The following is a 22,221-nucleotide window of genomic DNA, read 5'->3' as shown; positions in this document are numbered from 1 at the left end:
GCCCACCGATGGGGGACCGGCAGGCCTTCAGCACGCCACGCTACAGCAGCGCGCATGGAACATCGACTGGACTAAGAGGTGAAACAAACGAGTTCCAAGTTGTCGTTCTTCTCTTTGTCCGGGGCATGGATCGGGGTTGTTTCCGGCGTTGGAAACGCCGCCCGCCGCACGGGAATAACGCGTCTGTTCGGCTGCTGCTATCTGCCCGGCCATGGGGCTGGGCGCTCGGTCGTAGTGTCCCGGACGCTTTGAGGGGACATTGATACTCTGGGCAGAGGGGAAAAGGGGGAACACGGAAATGGGTCTTAGAAGTCTTTTTCAACGAAAAGCCGCAACCGCGGCACCCATAGGTCCAGTCGTGGCCGCAGGACCTGTCCCAGGCGCGCCCATGTCACCTGAGCTCCAAGCGGAACTGCGGGAAGCGTGGGCAGAACTAACTGAGGCCGCCAAGGCATCGAAAGTGACAAACTTCCACGCCTGTACACGTACGGCCCGGCACTGGACCGAGGACCCGGCGGCAGTCAGGGCCATAGCGGCCACACTCCGTGAATTCCCGGATACAGACAGCCAGCAGACGACATAGTGACCTACGGGCGTTCGATCGTAGGTCACTACAGCTCACCGGAAGGCCGGCGGTCGACATTTTCACTCAGCTCCTGGGACGGTTGCAGGGAATTGACATGCGGTGGGCGAGGATTGAGCCATGGTAAACGTATCCGCGGTTTAACCGCCGTGATCTACAAGCAGATTGAGTCCGTGTCGATGCTCCACCCTGTGTCCTCATGAAGAAGATGAGGCTCCGGTACGCCGGAGCGTGTCGGCTGTGCGGTGCATCTCTTCCGGCCGGGACGGAAGCGATCTACGAGAGCGAGACGAAGACCGTCCGATGCTTGGAGTGTGCCACCGAGACCCCGGAAACAACCCCCGACCTGGAACGACTTGGTGATGTGTCGTTGTCGGCTGTATCCGGAGTAGCTGGCTCGTCAGCCCGACGCGAGTATGAGCGTCGCAAAGCGAAAGACGAGGAAAAGCTCCGCGAGAAGTGGGGTCCATTCGGCGGCATCGCAGTCACCCTCTCTGACGAACGCCAAAGCACCAAGTCCTGGGATCGAGGCGCGATTGGCGAGGAACGCCTCGGCGCTCGGCTGGATGCCCTGGCCGCTGATGGCCTGGCCGTCCTTCACGACCGACGCATCCCCGGATCGAAGGCCAACATCGACCACATAGCCATCACTCCCAGTGGAATCTGGGTCATTGACGCCAAACGGTACAAGGGACGGCCTGAACTGAAGGTCGAGGGTGGCATCTTTCGCCCCCGCGTCGAGAAACTCCTCGTCGGCCGACGGGATTGCACGAAGCTGGTCGATGGGGTGCTCAAACAGATCGACGTCGTGCGAGACCTTATTGGGGATGTTCCGGTCACCGGGGCGCTGTGCTTTGTTGAAGCCGACTGGCCCTTGATCGGGGGCGCATTCTCGACCCATGGCATTCATGTACTCTGGCCGAAACGGCTGGCCAAAGTGCTTGTAGAAGAGCCCGCCGGCGACGTTGACGTGGCGAGGATGCGTGAGACGGTTGCCTCCCGGTTCAAGCCTGCTTGAGTCAGGTGGCCGCCTCGCCGTCGGAGCATCTTCCGCTGTCGCCTTCTACGCCATGCGTTGCGGTCTCCGAGTCGGTAGCACCAAGGTTCGCATGCTGTGTCGGTGCCGGACAGTATCTTTATAGCAATTGCTGACCACATTCGAAGCGTGCACTCAAGATCCAGGAGAACCTCCACATGACGACGATAGTCGGCGACGGACAACGCTCCGCGCTGCACCAAATGAGCCGAGGCACTGCGAATGCCCTGAGCGGTGATGTTCACAGCTGGACTCCTGATGTGCACGGAGCCATATGAACGATCGCCGCATGCGCCTAGGTGATTTCTCTCAGCTCGCCCGGCAATGCCGTGAGAGCGGGTACGGATTCGCCGAGTTCCGGCAGCTGGAGAGGGTCCACCAGCTTGGTTGGCCGGATGATGTTCTGGAGCAATGGGTATTTGACCACGCCGAGAATGTCTCGTTCCTGAATGACTACGGGGAGGTCGATCTCGCCCAGATCGATTGGCAGGTCGAAGTATTGCCCGTCGACGATTTCATGGTGATGCCGACAGGACCGTCCGACCGAGGAGCCATAGAGGATTTCGCAGAGAATCCGGACCACTGGGTCGCCGTTCGCAGGTACGGCGTACACATGGGTGTGGGGCTCTGTTGGGAAGTCCACGGCACCTGGAAGCGGTGGCCGATCGTGCTGGACCGGGACCTAGTCAACCCGGGAGATTTCAGTCTTCAGCTTGTCGAAGGGCGCACCCGTGTGGGCATCCTGCGCGGCCGTCGACTGTGTGGGAGTGTGGTGGCAGACCGGCATCTGGCATGGGTCGGCCGCCGACGAGCATGAGCGGCCAGACGACTGCCCTTGGAGTGGCGATCAATTCCCATCATGAGATGCCACGATGAAGTCCTCACCTATCCGGAAGCCCTCCACCATGACCTCGCCAGCCCAGCTCGCCACGATGATCCGCTTCTACCTCGAGACCCTTGGCGAGACCAACGCGCATCACCCGTTCGAGCAGCTGTGTCTCGGTCTGACCCGCCGTCGCATCGTCAGTAACGTCTTGCCTGCGACGGGCCCGGTCTCAGCCGGCGGCGACGGAGGACGTGACGCCGAGAGCTTCTGGAGCATGGTGGCCAAGGAGCTGCCGGACACGTCACTCTTCACCGCTCTTGCCACTGAGGATGCAGTCGTTCTCGCAGTAACTGCGCAGCGCGAGAACGTTCCGTCCAAGATCCGGTCTGATCTTGCGAAGATCTGCGGCAAGGGGGAGCCGGTCGACCGTGTCATCTATTTCACCGTCGCGCCTGTCGACACGGCGAAGAGGCATGAGCTCCAGGCACACGCGCGCGAACTGCATTCGATTGCACTGCAGATCTGGGATGCGCAGGCGATCGCGAACGAGATCGCCAGTGCGGACCTGTTCTACCTCGCCGTCGACTTCCTCCATCTGCCATCCTCCCTCGCGCCCGCGCGCGAAGAGTCCCGTGATGAGCTCCCTGACTGGTATATCGAGGAACGCAATCGCTGGCGAACACCTTCAGACCGCTCAGGCTCGATGGGGGAGTTCGTCGACCTGCGGGAAGGCCTTCGGTTCTCCAGCCTGAATCCGGAGGCGCGTGCCGACCTGCCCGACTGGCTCGCTTCGGCGCGGGCACTGAGAGATGAGGCACATAGAAGAGACGATGTGCTCAACCGCATCGACTACGAAATCGTCCTCGCAACCGGGTTCGGGCTCAACACACTGAAGCCGGTCGACGGGATCCTCCGCGGCTACTTCGGGCGGCTAACCTCCCAAGCATCCGACTCCGGCGTGCTGGTCGACGCCATCACCCTGCTGCGCCTCGTGCAGGCGACGTTGCCGCGAGGCGGGACCACCATCACATCGGATGAAGCGGAGGCATGGACCGAGGACTTGGAGAGGGTGCTTGAAGCCAAGCTGCGTGCAGCGCCCGGGATGAATGCGAAGGCGGGCCTGCTGGCAGCCGGTGCGATCCTCGCTCTCGGTCCCCGGGGCTTCACGCCGGAGGAGCTCGACGAAGTCTCCGGACCTGGTCCGTTGATGTCGGAGATCCACCAGAAACTGAGCGCCGCCAAGCGGGAAGGACGCGGGCTTCCGGGTGTGCCGTCCGACGCGGAGCTGCGCGACCTCGAAGCAGGCATGAGGCATTTGGTCGACCTCGTGGAGACCCTGCCGGAGGCTCCGATGGTACCCCTGGATGAACTCATGTCGATCTTCGATTTCACATCGCCTGCCCTGATCGACCACCCTGACTATCTCAAGGTGCGCCAAGCGCTGGACGATGTAACGATCGAGCGCTCGGGGCGGGCTTCGGCAGGAGATCGGGCACAAAGCCGCGCCATGGCTCTGCTCCAAGGAGGCCGGGCCCTAGACGCCCTTCGTGAGATTCATTCCGCGAAGTTCAGCTGGCTCAACGGCGACGCTGCCGAGGGCGCGGCCATCATGATGCTGCTCGCGTCGGCCGTATACAGCGACCTCGGACTTCCGCTGGCCGCGAAGCAGTACGCGATGAGCGCGGTATCGGTCGCAAGAATGAGCGGCGGCCCCGATCTCGCCGTCCTCGTGGCCCGGGGCATCATCCTGACTGCGACGTACGAGCACCAGGCCGGCCAGTGGCTAACCGCCACCGAAACGTTCAAAATCGGGATCTGGGCGCAGGCGCAACTGGCGGGTGATCCGTGGAGCTTCGAGCGCTATCCGTATTTCATGGACATGCTGATCGACCAGTGCCACGTCCTGCGGGCCGCGTCTTCGCTTCGCCCCGGGCTGTTGCCTGCCATCGAACGCGTGGTCCAGTCCACCGAGCTCGATGAGCTCGTCGCTCCGATGCTGGCCTCGGTCGCGCACATTGAGCCCCCCGGAGAGGATGAGACCGCAGACGCGGCGGACCGCGGGGGCCTTGGGCGGCCCTTCTCCGATGCAGGCCCGGTGCGCGAGTACAGCTGGGCCGCGCTCGGCAATGTATGGGTCGTGACCGCCCCGAACGAGCGGGCCCACGTACTCGCGGCCGAGAGATTCGTGGCGGCTGTGCAGATCACCCTCGCTGACCTCGCCGGCGAGGACCTCCTTCTCGTGCCAGGTGAGATCCGCGTCGAGGTCGAAGTCTCGGACCGGCCCGTGGAGCCCGGATCGGTGTTCACCGCGGAGTCGGAGCGCGACCGTGGCACAGTCGGGCATCGGGTGATCCTCTCCCGTTCGGGAGCCTTGGCACCCGAAGCGGACCAGCTCGAGGTCACCTCCGCTGTGCTCCAGGCGATCGTCACCCAGTCGCTCCTCGGGCAGCCGGCATTCATCGCCGTGATGGAGCGGACCTTCGAACGCGGGCTTCCGCACATGCTGACCTGCGTGCGTCCCTACGACGACCTCGTCGACGTTCACAAAGATTCGTTCTACGACGGGATCAGCGGATTGTCAGGGGGTCTCATCGGAGCCGACAGGCCGCGGTCGCCAAAGCCCGCCACCGGACTGCGCAGGAAGCTTCCGGAACATGCATCGGCCTACGACCGTGCCGCGTCCATTGATGCGATCGCCGCACGATACGAGAAAATGCTGCCACCGGTGCGGCTGACGCTCCCGCGGCTTGCTGGGGACACGGACTTCATCAAACTTGTGACATCGCTGCGTGCCGAAGGGTGGAAGGACTGGCACCTTCTCCTCGCGGTCGTCAACATTGTGGTCAATGGACGCGCAGCGCAGCGCGGCCTGAACATGACAACCTCGATTACCAAGGCCGACGTCGAACGAGTCAGTTTGCTCACGCAGGAGGAGGAACGGGAGGAGGACCCGGAGCCGCCGCTGAAGATTTTCACCGAAGACAGGATGTGGTTTCACCTCTCGAACGCCGCGCTCACGACCGTACGTCGGTGGGGACTGGAGGTGCGCCTCAACCGTGTGGACCCACGATCGTTCCTCGGACTCCTGGGCGACCGCTTCAACTACTGGGACGACGACGTTGAACATGAGCCAATCTTCACGACGCCGCGCTGATCTTCCTGTCGCATGCGTCTCCTGTTCCGGCCAGACCCTGTTCAGCCCGTCAGCTACTGACAGCTGTGCGGGTGGCCGACTGTTGGGAGCGACGCTCGTGATGTGCCTGCAGAAATCGACGCGTGCCGCCTTGTGCTCATGCCGTTCGCCACGAACCGGACCAGCGGCTCGGCATCGTTCGTCAGCACGTCCAGAACCTCATCGGGCGTGTCAGGATTCAGTGCAACGAGCAATGCCAGGTCGACGCTGCGTGCCGCCAGATCAAGAAGTACGCCGGCAGGCGTAGCGCCGTTGAAGGCGACTGCCTGAAGAACAAGCTCGTCGCTGTCTTCGGCGAGGGAAGCGAGCAGGTTTGCCGGCGAGTGAGGATTCGCAGCCACGGCTCGTCGCACGTGTGTGCTTCGTCGTTCTCCGCCGAGGAAGGAGAGGATGTCCGCGTCTGCGTTCGGGTCAAAGGCCACCAGCAGCCGCACTTGGGCCCGGCTGTTCGCAGCCATTTCAAGGAGCATGGCGCGGTTCGTCGGTGTCGGGGCTTGTTTCTGGTTGAATTCGGCAACGGCATCATCGAACGATTCACCCCGGCGGTGGAACACCTCTCGTGCTCCAGGATTCGCTAATGCAATTTCCCGCACCTCTTGTGATTCGTCATTCAGCAGGCGCTCCAGCACGTCGAGAGGGAGATTGGCCCGGTCCGCTACGCCTTGACGCACCCTTGGCGACGCATCATGCGATAGTGCAATGATCGTCGCTGGCAGAGTCGATTCGTTTCCTGAAACCCGTGTTCGGACGTACTCGTCCGGGTCCATCGAGAGCTTCTCCAGAGCGTCGACCGGCGTGCGTGGGTTTGCCGCGACGGCCGCCTGGATGTAGCGGTCCGCAACGCGGGCGAGCCTGGTCAGCACAGCGGGCGGTGTTCGCTCGTGACTCGCTGCAACGTCGCGGACATCGGGGTCCCGATGACGGCTCTTGGACAGACGGACCAGAGCCTCCTCGATCACGCCCCCCGGTACCTCCGAAGACGCCAGATCGATAACCGCGGCGAGCACACCAGGAAGACGCCAGTCCGGCGCGTCGTGCAAAACCGAGGTCGCCGTATCAGCGATGAGCTCCGTGGGCGTGCTCGGGTTCTGAAGAACCTCAAGGCGCACCTCCCACTCCGGGTCAGAAGCAAGAGCAACCATAGCGCTCTGGGGGAGCCGTTCATGCCGTGCGACTGCGCAACGGACATCGAAGTCATCATCGGCGGCCAGCCGCATGAGCACGCCGAGCGGGAGGTCATCAAGCTCCGCAAGGAACACCCGTGAACCTGCATCCCGGCTCTTGAGCATCTTCTCGATGAGTATGCCTCGGTCCTCCGCGCCGACGGACGGGTTCGCCACCAGTCGCGCACGGATTGTCGGCGACGTGCTGGCAAGCAGCTGCTCCAGCACGTCAGGGGGAGTGGAACGATGCGAGGCCAGAACCGACAGCACCTCGTCGTTGTATCGTGCCCGATCCTGACGATCCATGTTATTGAAATCGCTGGATCCGTGCGTGCGGAACTGCAGCCGTGCAGCGCGTGATGTTCCGAGCTCAGTAAGCAAGGAAGCGAGGTGGTCGTCGACCTTGTGCACCGTCCGGCAGAGCGCGCGCCAGCGGATGGCGGGGTCAGGATCCTGCAGCAGGGCGTCACGTATTCCGTGATGATCGACAGGTCGTTGCCATGCTGCCGCTCTCCGCAGCTGCGCCGGACGGTCGGCGCTCATCAGATCCGATGCGATGTCATTCGGCAGTCCTGCCCGGAGCCATGCAGGCACCTCAAGCCGGCGTTTCGCCTGCATACCCCAGCGCCAGCTCGCGTCCGGAATCGGCAGTCTAGTTGCCCATATCGCTGACGCGCCGTTGATCATCATGATGAAGTTGCAGAGCCACGTTGCGTCCGACGTCGGGCTGACAGGGGCCCTGTCGATGCTCATGATGGTGCCCGCCGGAGCGGGCATCCCAGAAGGGCGCGCTCCTGGCTGAGACAACAGGACGACCGCTCCGTCGTTCGAGCGCGCCGTCCACTGCACGCTGGCGTCCGGATCCGACGCCAGGGCTTTGATGACTTCATGCTTCGCACGTGGATTCGCGGCGACAGCGCGGCGGACCGCGACGCTCTTGTCGCGCGCAAGAGTCAGCAGGATGTCATCAGGTGCCGCTTCGTTCATCGCGACGCCTTTGCGGACACTCCATGCGCGATCCGCGGCAAGCGCACGCACCGTTGCCTCTGGTGTGACAGTGTTGCGCCCGACGCGGCTCCGGATGCTTGGGTCCTCGCTCAGGGCCAGTTTGTCCAGCTTCTCAAAGTGCGTGTGCCGATTCTCGGCGAGGATCTGGTGTTTGTGGCGCTCGGGCACTGGCTCCTTGAGCGCGATCTGCTGGTTTCCGGTGGTGCGCACAAAGCCTTCCCGCAAGGAGGGGAGGAGCATCTCCGGGTCCCCGGAAAGCAGCCGCGTGAGGCTCCACGTCGGCATCAGACCCTGGCGCGGAAGCCAGATCCCGACCTGGCGGATGCCGAGACGGTCGTCGAGGTCGAGCATGACGTACCCGAGGAGCTGCAACAGGAAGCCGCGTAGCTCGGACACGCTGAGCCGGTTGTACACCTTGCAGTCGATCAGAGTGTCGCCGATGATCCAATCAGCGTCCGCGCCGCCCACGAGCTCCGACCCCGCGAACCCGGGGTTCGACGCAAAATCTGTTCCGTCTGCGATCTCGCCGCACCATTCCTCGAGCTGCATCCGGCCGGCCTCGACGAGAGAGCCGATGTCGGCCACCATCATCGGGCTGATCTGGTCCGCGAAAGAGGGTCCGTCGCTGGCATTGTCCAGCAGCTTCCCGGTTCTGCCGCTCAGCGCCCGTGCCCCGGACCGCAGGACACGCTCGCAATGGGCAAGAAGGACTGAGGCCCGATCAAGATCAGTGTCATTCGCCGGATGGTGCAGCAATGCCTGCGCGACGTCGAATGACTCAGCGAGAACTGACACCCGATGGTGACCGTTCTCGACCCAGGCAGTGTATTCGGCTGCCCGGGCTACGCCTGCCGCGGCGGCTGATGCCCGCGGATCGAAACCACCGAGTTCGATCCGTGCACGGAAATCGAAAGCCGTGCCTGAAAGTGTGCCATCAACCCCGGCCGCCCGCGGGATAACGACTTCAGCGTCAACGAGCGCGGTGAGTCCGAGTTCGCCGGCAGCAATCCGCGCGCCCGCGGTGTTGCCGGCCGAAGCTTCAAGGCGCGGTGAGACCCGCTCAAGGTAGGCCCGCACCGGTGAGCCGGAATCCTTCAAACAGTCAGTGAGGCTCAACTCTGGTCACGCTCTAAGAAACTTGGCCGTTGGTTCATGCCCTTAGCGTACGTGGGCCCTACGACACGAGAAGATCAGGCTGCCGAAGTCTTGCGTCGTCCGAGCACCGACTTCGCCGATTCACCGCGATGCTGATCTACCCATGAATCTATGATGATCCCGTGACGATTCCTGACTTGAGCGCACTTACTCTTTCTGAGCTGCTCCAACTGCAATCGCGCATCGGACAGGAGATTATTCGCCGCGGTGTCTCCCGCACATCCGGCAGTATTCAAGGTGAGGTCGGCGAAGCTCTGGCGCTGGCGGTCTACGGTGGCGTCCTTGCGCCCCCTGGGACGAAGGGATACGACCTAACTGACGCGCTGGATCGCAAGATCCAGGTGAAGACGCGTACGTTGCCGAGGGGAGTGGACCGCATGTTCCAGTTCGACTCGCTCGACATCGATCTGGCTCTGTGCATTAGATTCGACCGGGAAACGAACGCGTTGGATTGGGCGCTGGAGTTTACGGGCGAAGAGCTCCGGAATCTCGTCAGCCCTCACGCCCGTGGTCCGAGACTTCCGATGGTTCGGGCGCGCCGCAGTGGGATCGACGTGACGGCGAAGTTTCGGTCGGCTTACGAGGCACTGGCTGGCATGAAGGGTTGAGGTGTGCCGTTGATCTTCCATGATTGCTCCGCACCAGGCCGATGCTGCTCTCTCATCACCGACTCCACCAACGGTAAGCAATACATCGGGAAGGCGGACGGGGCTGAGCGTGTCCTCGGTCGGTGGACGAGCTACGCTGGCGATGGTCACGGCGGAAACGTCGCTCTCCGCGAACTTGCCTACGACAATGCAGCCGGAGAGACTACAAAGACAGACCACGCCCGGCACTTTGTCTTCAACCTTTGAGCGTTTTCGGACCCAGCACACCTTCCACGAAAGTGGATTCAGCGGAGTCGCACTACAAGGACGCGCTGATGACACGACAATTCGGCCCCGACAGAAACTGATCAATAGATGACACCACGTCCACGCCGTGCCTGGCGGGCGGCAGCAAAAGCCAAGCAGGAGTCCAAGGAATTGGGGGAGCTGCACGCGGTTGAACCAGCGTCGCGCCGTAGCGATGGTTCACCCAGGGTAGGCCCGGGCCAGGTTTACGCGGTGAGCTCGGGAAAGGTCTATCACCCGGCCTGGTGTAACTCAGTGGGCAATGTCTGGGACGAAAACCCGAAACGGCTTCTGGTCGTCGAGGAGACCGGTGTTGGCGGCCGGAAGGCCTGCAAAGCCTGCGACGAACCCTTGCAGGCCTGACTTTCTACATTTGGCGGCTAGCCGGAACACTAAGATCTTGTCGCTTCGTAGGCGGCTTCCTGGATGCCCCTAAGTATCTCACTGGTGCAGCGTCCGTTCCGGGTGGCTTGTCCTAGCGGTCCCGTGAGGGCGGAAACACGACAATGCCACGGACCGGGATGGGGCTGGACGGCGGCTAGTATCCAAGGATGGTCAAACAGATGAGGGACGCGGCCTTCAAAGCTGAGCAGTTCGCCGGTGTGCACCTTCCACACGTCACTGCAGTGAACCAGCTGGTCGAGTCCCTCCGGGAGCCTGAGCCTTCGACCGGCCGGGGGTGGGTGCCGTACGTCGCGCCTCTTCATGGGGGCTCGGAGGCCCGGATCCTGAGCATTTTGCGTGATCCCGGGCCGATGACCCACGAGACCATGGGCTCCGGAATGCTGTGCGTGGAGAACGACGACGATTCCGCAGCCCTCCAATGCCAACTGCTCGCCTCGGTGGACCTGACGCCTGCTGACCTGACCCCTTGGAACGCCTACCCGTGGTACCGCCACGATCAGTCCAGCGGTCTGAGGAGCCCGCAGATCACGGAAGGGCTGAACCCTTTGGCCCGGTTGATCGACTTGATGCCAAAGCTCGAAGTTGTACTCCTCCAAGGCGGCGAAGCGCAGACCCTGTGGAAGCGGTTCGCCCGCAAACACCCCCGTGTCGCTGCCCGATATGCAGCAGTGGAAACCTACCACCCCGGCAGGACGGCACTCAGAGACCCTGATCCGACAGTTCGGGAAGCCCGTGCCAACCGCCGTTTCGAAGCTTTTCGCGAGGTTCGTCAGATTCTGGACCGCGGGCAGGATGCCCGCTAGGTCGGGTACATGTGCAGCCATTTATCCATGCCCTCCACGAAGCCATCTGACTTCGGATACGGCAGAGCCAAGCCGCTAGTTGCGCTTTTCGGCCGGCCGGTACCTGTCACCAAAGGCGACCAAGGAGCTCTGGAGCAGCGTCATGCTGCCCAGTATGTCCACTGGCCGGGAACGGGTTTCTGCCGGCAGCGGGCTGACCATCCAGGCGGCGAACACGTTATGAGGAATCTTCAGGATCATCGCCTGATCAAAGAGACGCAGCACAGGTTCGTGGAAAAGCCCATCTTTGAGCTGGAAGCCCGGGCAGAAGGTTCCCTCGCCGATGAATACCCGAACTGCCCGGCGCATGGCCTCCGGGTCGCCGAGGGATTGGAAATGCGTCTCCAGGTCTGCCGCTGTCGGCAGGGTGAATTCTTCGCGGATGCTGTTCCAGATATGCTCCGGAACAGCCGGCCAAAACCGCTCAGCCTTCGCATTCGACGCAGTAGGCATGGCCGTCCTTCTCGCGGGCCTTCTGCGAACGGTGGCGGACCAGGAAGCAGGACCAGCAGGTGAACTCATCGTCAGCCTGCGGGATGACCTGGACGACCAGCTCTTCGGCAATGAACTCCCCGCCAGGGGTCAGGCCGTCCAGGGCGTCAGCCTCGTCGAGCTCCTGAACCACGGATTTCGCATCCGGGGCTTTGGCGGACTTCAGGGCCTCCAGGGAGTTTTCCTGGGATTCCTTGACGTCGGTGCGCAGTTCATCGTAATCGGTTGCCACGGAGGTGCATCTCTTCTCTGTTGATGGGGATTACCGATCCTGCAACGTACAGGACACGGGAAGAATTCCATAAAAAAGCGGCTGCATGGGCACACAATCAGAACCCCAGGGAACATGAGCATTGCCGAGAGTCAGTCGCACACGTGGGGTTTCAATATCAGGAAGTGACACCTAGTCTGGGACAGAGCCGATGGCCGCGACATTTGCGGACCCAACCACCGGTTCGTTCGTCTTATAACTCTGGTCTTTGGGGGAACCTTGAGTGATCCGGAATACCCGCAGCAGCAACAGCCGCGCGTCTTCGATACTTCGTTCAACTACATGACCGACACCCCTCCAGGGACTGACCCGGACAGTGGCAGTCCGAATCTCCGGGCGGACCACGAGCTGCTGTGGACCAAGACGCTGAACTCCGGCGTCCTGTTCGAACCGACCGCGCCGCCGAAGCGTACGGACGGCTACCTCATCTTCACCGACCCCTCCAGAGCGATGCATTGGTACGGCAGTGACGCCATCACCCACTCCTACACCGGCCGGGCACGTACGGCGTCTCTGGCGAACGCCATCGCCTCGCTGAATGAGGAGCAGCGGGCCCGCTACCTGAAGCCGCCGTACACCATCGGCAGTGCGATGATCTGGCCCGTCAGGAAGAAGGACCGACCCACGATGAACCAGGCGAGGGGGCTCAGGTCGCTCGTCGCCGACCGGATGGATCTGACCCTGGAGTGCATCCGGCGTCATTACGCAGGAGAACCGGAGAGCCCACTGGCCAATGTCATCAACGCGTACGCGGACTTCTTTGCGTTCTTCGACGGATTCAAGGAGTTCGTGGACTTCTTCCACTTTCAAGACCTCGTGACGCCCGACTACGAAGAGGTTCGGTTCTACCTTCCCTTCGACAACTTCAAGCGTTCCGGGATGCCGGCCACAAAAGACGAGTACGTAACGTACCGGGAGGCCACGCTGGAGTTCATCGCGGCACGGAACCGTCGGATGGCCGCTTGGGTCATGGAGAACCACCCCGGGATTGAGGTTCGCCATACAGACTGACTACCCAGCGACGTCGCAGGGTCAGTCAGGGTCATAGTCCGCGGATTGAAGCCATAGGGGGATTCATGGAACTACCAGCCATCCTGAAAGAAGAGAACGTCGAAGCCGCAGCCGAACTGCTCCGGCGCTACTACCTTGAACCGTCCAGAAAGACGGGGCTGCTCAGTACCGGCAGTTACTTTGATGAATGGGCGAACCGCGGCGACAACCCGCAGGTGAGGGACAGGATCACCGACAGCGACGCTGTCGCCGTGTCCATGCTCAGCGTCAAAGTGCCGGCCCAGGCCATCATCGGACTGCAGGAGGAGCTGTTGGCGGGGAAAATACAGGATCTCCTGGCTGATATACCCACCGACGTGAAGATGAGCGACCTCACGGTCGCGGAAGCGGAAGCCACTCTCGGGGAGGGCAGCCCCTCATGGCTGCTCTGGCAGGAGCTGAGACGCACAGCCAAAACGCGCTGGGATGTCGGGGCCACCACAGCCAGCAAGATCATGGCGAGGAAGCGACCGCATCTCATCCCCATCTGGGACAAAGTAATTGGGGCAGTCGTGGGCAAAGACACCTCTGAAGGCCAATGGCTGAATTGGCACAATCTCTTCATGAAAGACCCCGACCTTGCTGGACGATTGGGGCGCATTCACAAGCTTTCTACGGTCCAGACACCCATTTCCGAACTGCGCATCATGGACGCCATCCTGTGGCGCTACGGCAAGGACCATGGCATCAAGGGCGGGCGAGCCGGCAAACTCGGAATCGCCGGCTGAAGCACAGCGAAGCCACGACAAACTTGGTCGAATCTCGAAACCGCCCGCGCCAGCTTCGCAGCCGGCCGATGTCGTCCGATGAAGGAATAGCTACGAGTTCGGAGCTTCGTATGAGTACGGAAACGAGCCCCCGACGCGACCGGACAATGCAGTCAGCTCTGCCTCGGTTTCCCTGAACCGGATCACTTGAGGGCCCAATGTGTTGACCCCCTCCGGTCCCTTCACCACGAGGGTTCGCGCTATGGTCCTGCCCAGTTGATCCAGTTCCTGGTTGAGTCGCCGCAATTCTGCCTGCTCGAATTTGGAGCGCTTCATCACTTCAGGGTGCCTGTCGCATTGCGTGCAGCGTCCCCTCGGGCCCACATCAGCCATCATGGTCACATAGATGCCTCTTTGGCCGGATCGCCACTGACCATCCATGATCGAGCACCACTGAGTGTGGAACAGTTTCCCGGTTCGTGTGACGTACACCTGTCCGTAACCTGCCACAGGTGACCCGTCGTCACGGTGGCTTTGCGGCTCAACGCGAACGAGCGGCCGTTCCTTTGCCCGGTGCTCAGCTTTCGCTTCTTCTTTGAGTCGCAGCCTCTCTGCCCGCTTCTCCGCACGCTCCAATTTGGAGCGCTTCTTCTCTGCAGGGTCCTGGTCGCATTGCGGGCAACGTCCCCGCAGGCCCACATCCGCAAGCATGGTCAAGTAGATGCCTCCATTGGTGGCGCGCCAGTGGCCGTCCATGATCCCACACCATTGAGTGTGGAACAGCTTGCCCGACCGGGTCACATACGCCTGACCTTCACCTGCGATGGGCGACCCGTCGTCACGGTGGCTTTGCGGCTCAACGCGGACGAGCGGCCGTTTCGTTTTCGCCCCGTGGTCGGCTTTCACTTCTTCGTGTGTGGTGCTCACAACCCGTTCCTTCTCCCAAGACCTCTGCCATATCCTTCCATGATGGGGAGGTCCACCTCCACCATGCCATCGAAGGGTTGACGGGCAAGCCCGCCGAGTCCAGTACCTGCGGATCAGCACGAACCCGGTGAACGCACTCGACGACACACAATTCCTCGCTGATACCGTGGAAAGAGGGCAAATAGTCTCCTTTTGAAGACGTGTGTGAGTCGGGGGAAGCATGACGGAGTGGAAGCCGGGTTGGTGGGCACGCGCGTTCAGAGGTGCCGGGTCATGGGTGCTGTCGATCCGTGAGGGCCGCCTGCGCGTCTGCGGAATCCCCCGGGAGGTGGACGCTGATGTCATCGACGTCCTCAGACTCGCAGTCGATGAAGGCTCAGGGCAGCTCATCGTCACTCTCGTCCACGGGACGGAGACGGTGCTCAATGGGCTGTCTCGTCGCGCGGTGCGTGAGGTTGCCGCTGCGTACCGCTCCGAGCTCGATGAGCGACGGCATCTCGCCGCCCTGCTCTCAAAGGCTGAGGAGCAGGGCGAGGCGGCCGGCCTGTGGTGGTCCCGGGTCCGGGATGTGATGGACCGACTACGGTGGGCGGACCAGGACACGATCGCCGCGCTCGCGGACTCCCGTCCGGACGTCGCTGTGTGGCTGGCTGCCGACAGCGATCCGCGGCTCTCCGGGCTTCCCAGGGGCAAACGTGAGGACCAGCGTGCCGCAGTCGACGCCTGCTGCACCACTGACTTGTCAAGGTGGGCTGCCCAGCGCAACGAGGCGTTCCTGGAGTGGGAGAAAAACGACCTTGCCGACTTCTTCCGCAAGGTCGAGAAGTCGCCGTTGACGGAAGAGCAGACGAGGGCGACGGTCTGCTTCGACAACCGGGTGCGTGTTATCGCGGCCGCGGGCTCCGGGAAGACGTCGACGATGGTAGCCCGCGCCGGGTATGCGATCCGGCGTGGCATCGCCCAGCCGACGGAGATCCTTGCCCTCGCATTCAACAAGAAGGCAGCCGGTGAGCTCTCGGAGCGGCTTGGCTCCCGCCTCGGCGATGACGGTGCGTCGGTAGCGTCGAGCACTTTTCACGCCTTCGGACTGCGAGTCGTCGGTGAAGCCACCGGTCGAAAACCTTCAGTCCCCGATGACATCACCAATGGCAACGGGATCGGGCGGCTCGCGGCGATCGTTGATGGGCTCCGTGACCGGGACCCGGCCTTCCGGCGTGACTGGGACCTTTTCCGGCTCGTGTTCGGCAGGCAACTGCCGGACCTCGGGGACGAAGACGAGCCTGAGACGTGGGACAGGAACAAAGGTATTAACGGCTTCGGCACTCTCGCAGGGGAGGTCGTTAAGAGCCAGGAAGAGGTGATGATCGCAAACTGGCTCTTCCTGAACGGCGTCCGATACGAATACGAGCGACCCTACGCGCACGACGTTGCGGACGCGCACCACCGTCAGTATCAGCCGGACTTCTACTATCCGGACATCGACGTCTGGCATGAGCACTGGGCGCTCGGTTCAGACGGCAACCCGCCGCCAAATTTTGACGGGTATGCCGAGAGTATGGCGTGGCGGCGTCAGACCCACACTCGATACAGCACAAGACTTATCGAGACAACCTCGGCAACCATCCGGGACGGGTCCGGGTTCGAGCACCTCGAACAGGAGCTCCGCCGACACGGAATCCAACTCGAGGAAGACCCCTACCGGGAGGCGGTAGGGGAGTCTCCGATCACCGAACCAGCCATGATGACGCTGATGCGGTCGTTCATGGCCCACGCGAAGGGCAACCGCCTCACCCCTGACGTGCTGACGCAGCGGGCCGGCCGAACCTTGCGGGCCAGGCTCTTCACACGCCTGTACGGCGTCATCCTCGCCGAATGGGACCGTCAGCTCCGAGCTGCGGGCCAGATCGATTTCGAGGACATGCTGAATCTCGCAACCGATCACGTCGAGTCGGGCCGGTGGACGAGTCCATACCGGCTCGTCATGGTCGACGAGATGCAGGACACCAGCGCTGCACGCGCGGCGTTGGTTCGGGCGCTGATGAAGACTCCTGGAAACTACCTGTACGCGGTCGGCGACGACTGGCAGTCCATCAACAGGTTCGCGGGCTCAGACCTCGGTGTGATGACCCGCTTCGATAATTGGTTCGGGACAGCGTCCACCATCTGGCTGGACCGCACCTTCCGGTCCCCGCAGTCCCTGTGCGATGTCGCGGGTGGGTTCGTGATGAAAAACCCCAATCAAATCTCCAAGAACGTCCGATCTTCAGCGCCGGAGGCTGGCGAGACCGTATGCGCCGTCAGTGTACGGGAGCGCAGCCACTACGGATCGGCCGTCCGGCAGCACCTGACAACCCTTGACTCAGAGCTCACGGAGCCAGCCACTGTGCTGCTGCTCGGCCGGTACTCCCGGTCCAAGGACGATGTCACCTCGGCCCTGGAAGCCAGATACGCCAACCTGACCATCGAGTTCAACACCGTGCACGCCTCGAAAGGAAAGGAGGCAGACTACGTCGTTGTGCTCGGCCTTGAGAGGAACGGATTCCCCAGCATTGTCGAGGATGATGCTCTCCTGCAACTGGCCATGTCCGCCCCTGACTCCTACCCACACGCAGAAGAACGACGCCTGTTCTATGTCGCACTGACCCGTGCCAAGCGCTCAGCGCTCCTGGTCACGCGCGCCGGTAGGGAATCAGCGTTCCTCCTCGAGCTGGTCGGAGATCGTGTCGTCAAGATCCGATCCGCGACAGGCGACGACATCACCCCAGTGGTCTGCCCGAAATGCAAGAAACACACGATGAGGGAACGCAAAGGGCCCTACGGCCGGTTCTTCGGCTGCGCCGGGTACCCGACCTGCAATGGAACGATGAAACTCGCTGATAGTTAGGGACAAGGATGCCTTCCATGTTCCGAGGCGCAGGTTCTACGCTTGGCGATATTTTGGCCGACTGACGCGTCCAACCCACGTGGTCGGCCAAGCCGAGCCTTGCGGAATGCAGCACTTGCAGAGGCCATCATCACACCGATACGCAGACCACGCGGGTCACCACCCTTAAAAATGTATGCTTTACGGGTGCGAGCCGTTGCCTATATCCGCAGGTCCAAAGACCCCACCGAGGGCAACGCGTCGCTCGTCGACCAGCGTGCCTGGATCATGGCGGAGAGCCGGAAGCTCCACCACACGGTCGCCAAGCACGACATCTTCGAAGAAGTCGTCAGTGCCTACCGTGACCGGCACCGCCCCGAGCGCGACCGCCTCGAAGGGGTCCTCGCCGAAGGCGACGTCAAGGCGCTCTACGTCCGGGACCTCGACCGACTGGCACGGCGGTTGATGGACACCGCCCGCATCGTCGACACCTGCAACCGCCACAACGTCACGATCTACACCCATGACCGCGTGTTCGCCCCTCGATCGCCCGACACCATCCTGCTGATCTCCGTCCTCGGCGGCCTGGCGGAGACCGAGGCGGCGACCACGAGCAAGCGGCTGAAGCGCACCGCCGAGAACATCCGCCAGAAGGGCGGCTGGAACGGCCCTGCCCCGTACGGCTGGATGCGGCCCGAACAGCGCAACGCCGACGGCGTGAAGACGCTGAAGCTGCACCCGGAGGAGAGCAAGACCGTCCGCCGCATCGTCGAATGGCGGCTCGACGGACTCTCCGTCGCCGAGATCGTCCGGGAGCTCAACCAGCAGGGCCTGACCAACCGCGAGGGCCGGCCATTCCAATACCGCGCCGTCGCCTCCCTACTGCGCCATCCGCTCCTGGCTGGATACAACTCCCTCACGGCCAAGGCCGATGGACGCAGCGGCGGCCCAGGTCCGGACTTCCGCGACACGCGCAAGATCGTCATCGACAAGGATGGGCGTCCGGTAAAGAGTCATGAGGCGGTCTGCACGGAGGCCGAGTGGGAAACCCTGCGCCTGCTGATGAAACCCCAACCGCTCAAGCGGACCCGGGCCCGCGCCGGAGGCCTTCCCCTGGTCGGCCTCGTCTACTGCGCCGGCTGCGGCACCAAGATGACCAGCAACAGGTCGATGGGTGAGTCGGGATCGTACGTGTGCAACGGACGGATGCGCGGCGCTGACTGCCCCGGCGTTGCAATCAACCGGGAAGCCCTGGAGCGCTTCATCCGCGACGTCGTCGCCGGATCGCTCGACAGCCCCGAGGTGATGGAGCTGCAGGCCGAGAGGCTGAACCAGGCCGCGGAAGGGAGCGCGAGCTCGGAGTTGTCCGAGCTCCACGAACAGGCTGATGCCCTGGGGGACTCCATCCTGATCCTGCGGGCCCAGATCAACACCGCGCCGGCCAGCGCGATGTCGGCACTGCTGAACCGCATCGGTGAGGAGGAGGCCCTCAAGGGACAGATCGAGATGCGGATCTCGGAGAAGACCGAGGGGCGACCGAGGGCGATCCCCGACATCAGCGGGGCCGAGTTCCTCGAGCTCTCCGAGACAGAGCAGAAGTCGATCATCAGGGCCTTCCTCCGCAAGGTCGTGGTCTACGCCGACGACGGAAAGCGCGGGTCGGTCAAGGGGATGTTCGGCTCCCAGGGCACGAACCTGAGCCGGATCGGCTTCTGGTATCTCGGCGAAGCTGACGACCAGGAGCCGCGCCGCGGGGGCGGGTACTCGCTCATGCCCTCGAACGGCAGCTACCAGTGCCCCAAGTGCGAAGAACCCCGGACGTTCCGCTACCGGAACAACCTGCGCCACCACATGAACTACGCGCACCCGCAGCCAGTGCCGTGTCCTGAGTGCGGCCAGGAATTCCCTTTGCCCGGGCTGCCCAGCCACCGCCGCAACAAGCACGGGGTCAAGGGCTCACGCCAGTCCTGGAGCTGACTCTCGGGGACTAGGCGGCCCGACGGCGACCCAAGCGCGCAGGCTTGGCAGCCTCAGCTGCCCCCGCCCGCCGGATGGCCACCGAGGCCGCCACGGCGGCTCCGGCCTGGATGGCCTCCACCGGGATCGGGCGGAGGGCGATCGCGGCTGCAGCTGCCGCCGAGATCTGCACTGGCCTGCGCGGGGAGGCAGATGCAGACAAAGCCACACCGCGTTCAGCGGTGGTGACCTGTCCTGCCATGACTGCCTGCCTCAGATAGCTGTGCTTTGAATGCCTATCGGCACTCTATCAACTAATGAGTCAGAGGATCAATCGAATGGAATCTGATACGAGTCGAATCGTCACACTCGGGGATGAGTCGACGGGATGGAGCGGGCTCAGGCCGCGGCAGCCCCGGTGTCACTGATCCCGGCCAGCAGCCACTGCTCGGACAAAGGGTCGCGGCGCAGCTCGAAGGTTCGCAGCGCCGAAGTGGACGTCAACCGGACCTGAACCTGCCAGTGTTCGACGCTGATCAGGTCGCCGCTGCCCACCGGTGCCCGCTTGGCGGTGTTCCACCAGTCGGCACGGGTGAACCAGTGCACAGGTTCCGCGGCCACGGCCCAGATCCTGCCGTCATGCCTGACGGCCAGGGGAACCCCCTTCGCCGTGAAGCGGACCTCCACCGGAGCGTCCAGAGGTTTGCTATTTGATGCTGTTGCTGCCACGGGTCCGCTCTTCAAGATTCCTGTTCATCATTTCTTCCCGGCGGGTAACCGCCGAACTCCACACCCAGGTCCGGTACGTCACCGGCCCGTCCTTCCATGTCACTTCGACCGCTTTCGCTGTCCAGGCGAAGACCTCGCCGTCCACCAGTTCGGCGCAGTTCGGGAACCGGATCCATGCCTTGACGGGGATTCCGGGATACCCGTTCTTTGTCGGGAAGTGTTCGAAGTCGAGCTCTTCCACGGTCAGCCCGATCGGGCCGGCCCGCCGCGCATACTGCGCTTGCAGTGCAGCGGCGAACTCTTCGGAGGACATAACACAACCTTAGAACACATATTCGAATAGGCGACCCACAAAGATGGCGGCTACGGCCGGCCGCCTCGCTCCCGGGAATCACCATTGGTCCTGTTTTTCGATCCCCTGGGCACCAGGCTATAAAAGGGCTCCGACAACGTCCGGAACGGACTGATCCTGGTCCGCTGCCGGCTCGGCACAAAACGGCGTAGTGTCCGACAATGGGGACATGCCAGCTGCTTCTGCCCCCTGCACCGTCCACCACCTCTACTCCACACCCGGTCACCTCCTCCCCGCGTGCGGTGTAACCCCTGGCCCTGACGGGTCCGAGTGGCACACCGGACACGACGCCGGGGTCCTGCAGGTGTTCTCCGCGCAGGGATCCGCGTGCTGCTCTCTGTGTCTGGAGTTGTCCCTGTCATCTCCTGACTGACATGTGCAAGGTGGTACAGGTGGTACGTGGTCTGCCATACTGGTAGAGAAAACAGGTATACGAGTGGAAATCCTGCTCAGCCCCGGCTGAGCAGATCGTCCGTCCAGGCGGGCGTGGATAGTCCAGCTTCGGCTCCCGGGCTTGGCCTGGGAACGGGGGCTCGGGGAAACAGTTCTGAACTGTGGAGCCGAGACGCTGGACCTTCCGAACACTCATTGCCTGGACACAGAGCCAGGACGACAGGACCGACCAGAAGGACGAGAAGGCCATGGACATCACCAGTACCGCACACGTGACGCGGACGAAGCTGGCCGCGACCGCTGCAGCCCTGGCATGCGCCGCGCTCGTGCTCAGTGGCTGCAGCAGCTCCGGCGGGGACGGGCGGTACTTCGCCACCTCGGAAGGACAGAACGGCGACATCGTCGTCGTGGACGGTGACCAGATCACCTACTTCGACACCGCGAGCCGCCAGGACCTCGCCTGCCACTCCATCAACTCCGTCCTCGACGACCCTAAGGCGGCCGCGGCGAAGGGCGAGCTCAAGGACGCCTACACCGTCCGCGGCACCGGCAAGATCAACGAGTCCAAGTCCTCCGTGGACTGGACCGAGGCTGGCCGCAGCACCACCGAGACCGGCTCGATCAGCTTCGGCAAGGACAAGTCGACCATGGAGTTCGTCTTCTCCAACGGCGTCAACGACGTCGTGCTCGTGCCCGTCGACAGCGAGCAGGGCAAGGCCGTCAAGACCAAGTACTGCGGCTAAGGAGGCTGACCCCTTGACTGCCCCGATCGACCTGCAGCACCGGAGCCCCGTGGACCACGCGTCCGCGGGGCTCTGCCTTTTCTCTCCCGGGATGCGCCCGCGCGCCAGACAGGATGCAGGAGGTCGGACATGACGCTCATCGGACCGATCAGGTACTACAAGGAGCGGGTGGCGTACCCCAGCGACGAGCAGCTGCGCGCAGCAAGAGCCACCTGGGATTTCGACGACATCCGCCGGCCGACGGACGATGTCGACTGCACGCACATCCAGCTGATCGAAGTCTCCGGCCGCAACGCGGGGGAGCGGCGGCAGCTCGAGGAGGAGAAACTCACACGCTTCTTCGACTACATCGGCACCCGGGCCGGCTTCCGGGTGCTTACCCACCAGAAGAAGCCGGACTCGGCCACTTCGGCCTTCGTCTCGCACGAGATCGTCTACGTCATCGAGTCCCGGCCGACCAGGGGGTATGCCAAGCTCACCCTGCGCTCGGAGCTGCCGCGCAGCGGGACCGCCGGTGCCGTCTCGGACATCTTCAGCGCCGAGGGAATCGACCGCATCTCGCGGATCTTCGACAAGGGCCCCCGGAGGGATTGAGGCCGGTGCTGCAGTACGATTGCCGCCCGACGGGAAAAGA

Annotated in this window: 18 protein-coding genes; 11 read left to right on the top strand and 7 right to left on the bottom strand. The window is 63.0% G+C overall.

Annotation, left to right across the window (positions count from 1 at the left end; translation table 11 throughout):
* The first annotated feature begins 782 nt into the window (after positions 1–782).
* The 3 genes from DFO47_RS04130 (at position 783) to DFO47_RS04120 (ending at position 5,599) form a co-directional block, all read left to right on the top strand.
* Entirely contained in the window at positions 783–1,601 is an 819-nt protein-coding gene (locus tag DFO47_RS04130) for a nuclease-related domain-containing protein (RefSeq protein ID WP_243835341.1), read from the top strand.
* Between the two features lie 292 nt (positions 1,602–1,893).
* Complete coding sequence (locus DFO47_RS04125; RefSeq protein ID WP_208294369.1) at positions 1,894–2,436, top strand: hypothetical protein; 543 nt, start codon at positions 1,894–1,896, stop codon at positions 2,434–2,436.
* Positions 2,437–2,524: 88 nt separating this feature from the next.
* Positions 2,525–5,599, top strand: coding sequence for a hypothetical protein (locus DFO47_RS04120; protein WP_133830811.1), 3,075 nt, complete (start codon positions 2,525–2,527; stop codon positions 5,597–5,599).
* A gap of 53 nt (positions 5,600–5,652) precedes the next feature.
* Here the strand turns inward: DFO47_RS04120 and DFO47_RS04115 are convergent, their stop codons facing one another.
* Complete coding sequence (locus DFO47_RS04115) at positions 5,653–8,925, bottom strand: hypothetical protein (protein ID WP_133830810.1); 3,273 nt, start codon at positions 8,923–8,925, stop codon at positions 5,653–5,655.
* Positions 8,926–9,086: 161 nt separating this feature from the next.
* Between DFO47_RS04115 and DFO47_RS04110 the strand changes: the two genes are divergently transcribed.
* Entirely contained in the window at positions 9,087–9,572 is a 486-nt protein-coding gene (locus DFO47_RS04110; RefSeq protein ID WP_133830809.1) for a hypothetical protein, read from the top strand.
* Between the two features lie 836 nt (positions 9,573–10,408).
* Positions 10,409–11,065: a uracil-DNA glycosylase gene (locus DFO47_RS04100; RefSeq protein ID WP_133830808.1), complete on the top strand. Its 657-nt coding sequence runs from the start codon at positions 10,409–10,411 to the stop codon at positions 11,063–11,065.
* Positions 11,066–11,140: 75 nt separating this feature from the next.
* Here the strand turns inward: DFO47_RS04100 and DFO47_RS04095 are convergent, their stop codons facing one another.
* Positions 11,141–11,557, bottom strand: a complete 417-nt coding sequence (locus tag DFO47_RS04095) for a hypothetical protein (RefSeq protein ID WP_133830807.1) — start codon at positions 11,555–11,557, stop codon at positions 11,141–11,143.
* Positions 11,529–11,828 (bottom strand): DUF4193 domain-containing protein, encoded by a 300-nt coding sequence (locus DFO47_RS04090; protein WP_133830806.1) that lies wholly within the window; start codon positions 11,826–11,828, stop codon positions 11,529–11,531. Before DFO47_RS04090 ends, DFO47_RS04095 begins: the two co-directional genes overlap by 29 nt.
* 258 nt (positions 11,829–12,086) lie before the next feature.
* Between DFO47_RS04090 and DFO47_RS04085 the strand changes: the two genes are divergently transcribed.
* Together DFO47_RS04085 and DFO47_RS04080 are read left to right on the top strand one after the other, a co-directional pair.
* Positions 12,087–12,878, top strand: a complete 792-nt coding sequence (locus DFO47_RS04085; protein ID WP_243835340.1) for a hypothetical protein — start codon at positions 12,087–12,089, stop codon at positions 12,876–12,878.
* A gap of 65 nt (positions 12,879–12,943) precedes the next feature.
* Complete coding sequence (locus DFO47_RS04080) at positions 12,944–13,645, top strand: DUF6308 family protein (protein WP_133830805.1); 702 nt, start codon at positions 12,944–12,946, stop codon at positions 13,643–13,645.
* A gap of 90 nt (positions 13,646–13,735) precedes the next feature.
* Here the strand turns inward: DFO47_RS04080 and DFO47_RS04075 are convergent, their stop codons facing one another.
* On the bottom strand, positions 13,736–14,551 hold the full coding sequence (locus DFO47_RS04075) for a hypothetical protein (protein WP_243835338.1): 816 nt from the start codon (positions 14,549–14,551) through the stop codon (positions 13,736–13,738).
* A gap of 220 nt (positions 14,552–14,771) precedes the next feature.
* Here DFO47_RS04075 and DFO47_RS04070 point away from each other — a divergent pair, with 220 nt between their 5' ends.
* Positions 14,772–17,435, top strand: coding sequence for a UvrD-helicase domain-containing protein (locus tag DFO47_RS04070; protein ID WP_133830804.1), 2,664 nt, complete (start codon positions 14,772–14,774; stop codon positions 17,433–17,435).
* A gap of 186 nt (positions 17,436–17,621) precedes the next feature.
* On the top strand, positions 17,622–19,391 hold the full coding sequence (locus DFO47_RS04065; protein ID WP_166651674.1) for a recombinase family protein: 1,770 nt from the start codon (positions 17,622–17,624) through the stop codon (positions 19,389–19,391).
* A 10-nt stretch (positions 19,392–19,401) separates the two neighbouring features.
* Here DFO47_RS04065 and DFO47_RS04060 read toward each other — a convergent pair whose 3' ends face one another.
* The 3 genes from DFO47_RS04060 to DFO47_RS04050 form a co-directional block, all read right to left on the bottom strand.
* Entirely contained in the window at positions 19,402–19,632 is a 231-nt protein-coding gene (locus tag DFO47_RS04060; protein WP_133830802.1) for a hypothetical protein, read from the bottom strand.
* Positions 19,633–19,769: 137 nt separating this feature from the next.
* Entirely contained in the window at positions 19,770–20,057 is a 288-nt protein-coding gene (locus DFO47_RS04055; RefSeq protein WP_056387699.1) for a hypothetical protein, read from the bottom strand.
* Between the two features lie 19 nt (positions 20,058–20,076).
* A complete protein-coding gene (locus DFO47_RS04050) occupies positions 20,077–20,412 on the bottom strand; it encodes a hypothetical protein (protein ID WP_133830801.1) in 336 nt (111 codons plus the stop codon).
* 680 nt (positions 20,413–21,092) lie between these two features.
* Between DFO47_RS04050 and DFO47_RS04045 the strand changes: the two genes are divergently transcribed.
* Both DFO47_RS04045 and DFO47_RS04040 read left to right on the top strand, forming a co-directional pair.
* Complete coding sequence (locus DFO47_RS04045) at positions 21,093–21,587, top strand: hypothetical protein (protein WP_133830800.1); 495 nt, start codon at positions 21,093–21,095, stop codon at positions 21,585–21,587.
* Positions 21,588–21,716: 129 nt separating this feature from the next.
* Positions 21,717–22,181: a hypothetical protein gene (locus tag DFO47_RS04040; RefSeq protein ID WP_133830799.1), complete on the top strand. Its 465-nt coding sequence runs from the start codon at positions 21,717–21,719 to the stop codon at positions 22,179–22,181.
* Positions 22,182–22,221 lie beyond the last annotated feature (40 nt).

The organism is Arthrobacter sp. AG258, from assembly GCF_004364695.1.
GTDB lineage: Bacteria > Actinomycetota > Actinomycetes > Actinomycetales > Micrococcaceae > Arthrobacter.
Note: the sequence above shows the minus strand (reverse complement) of the source record. Positions and strands in the feature narration are given on the sequence as shown.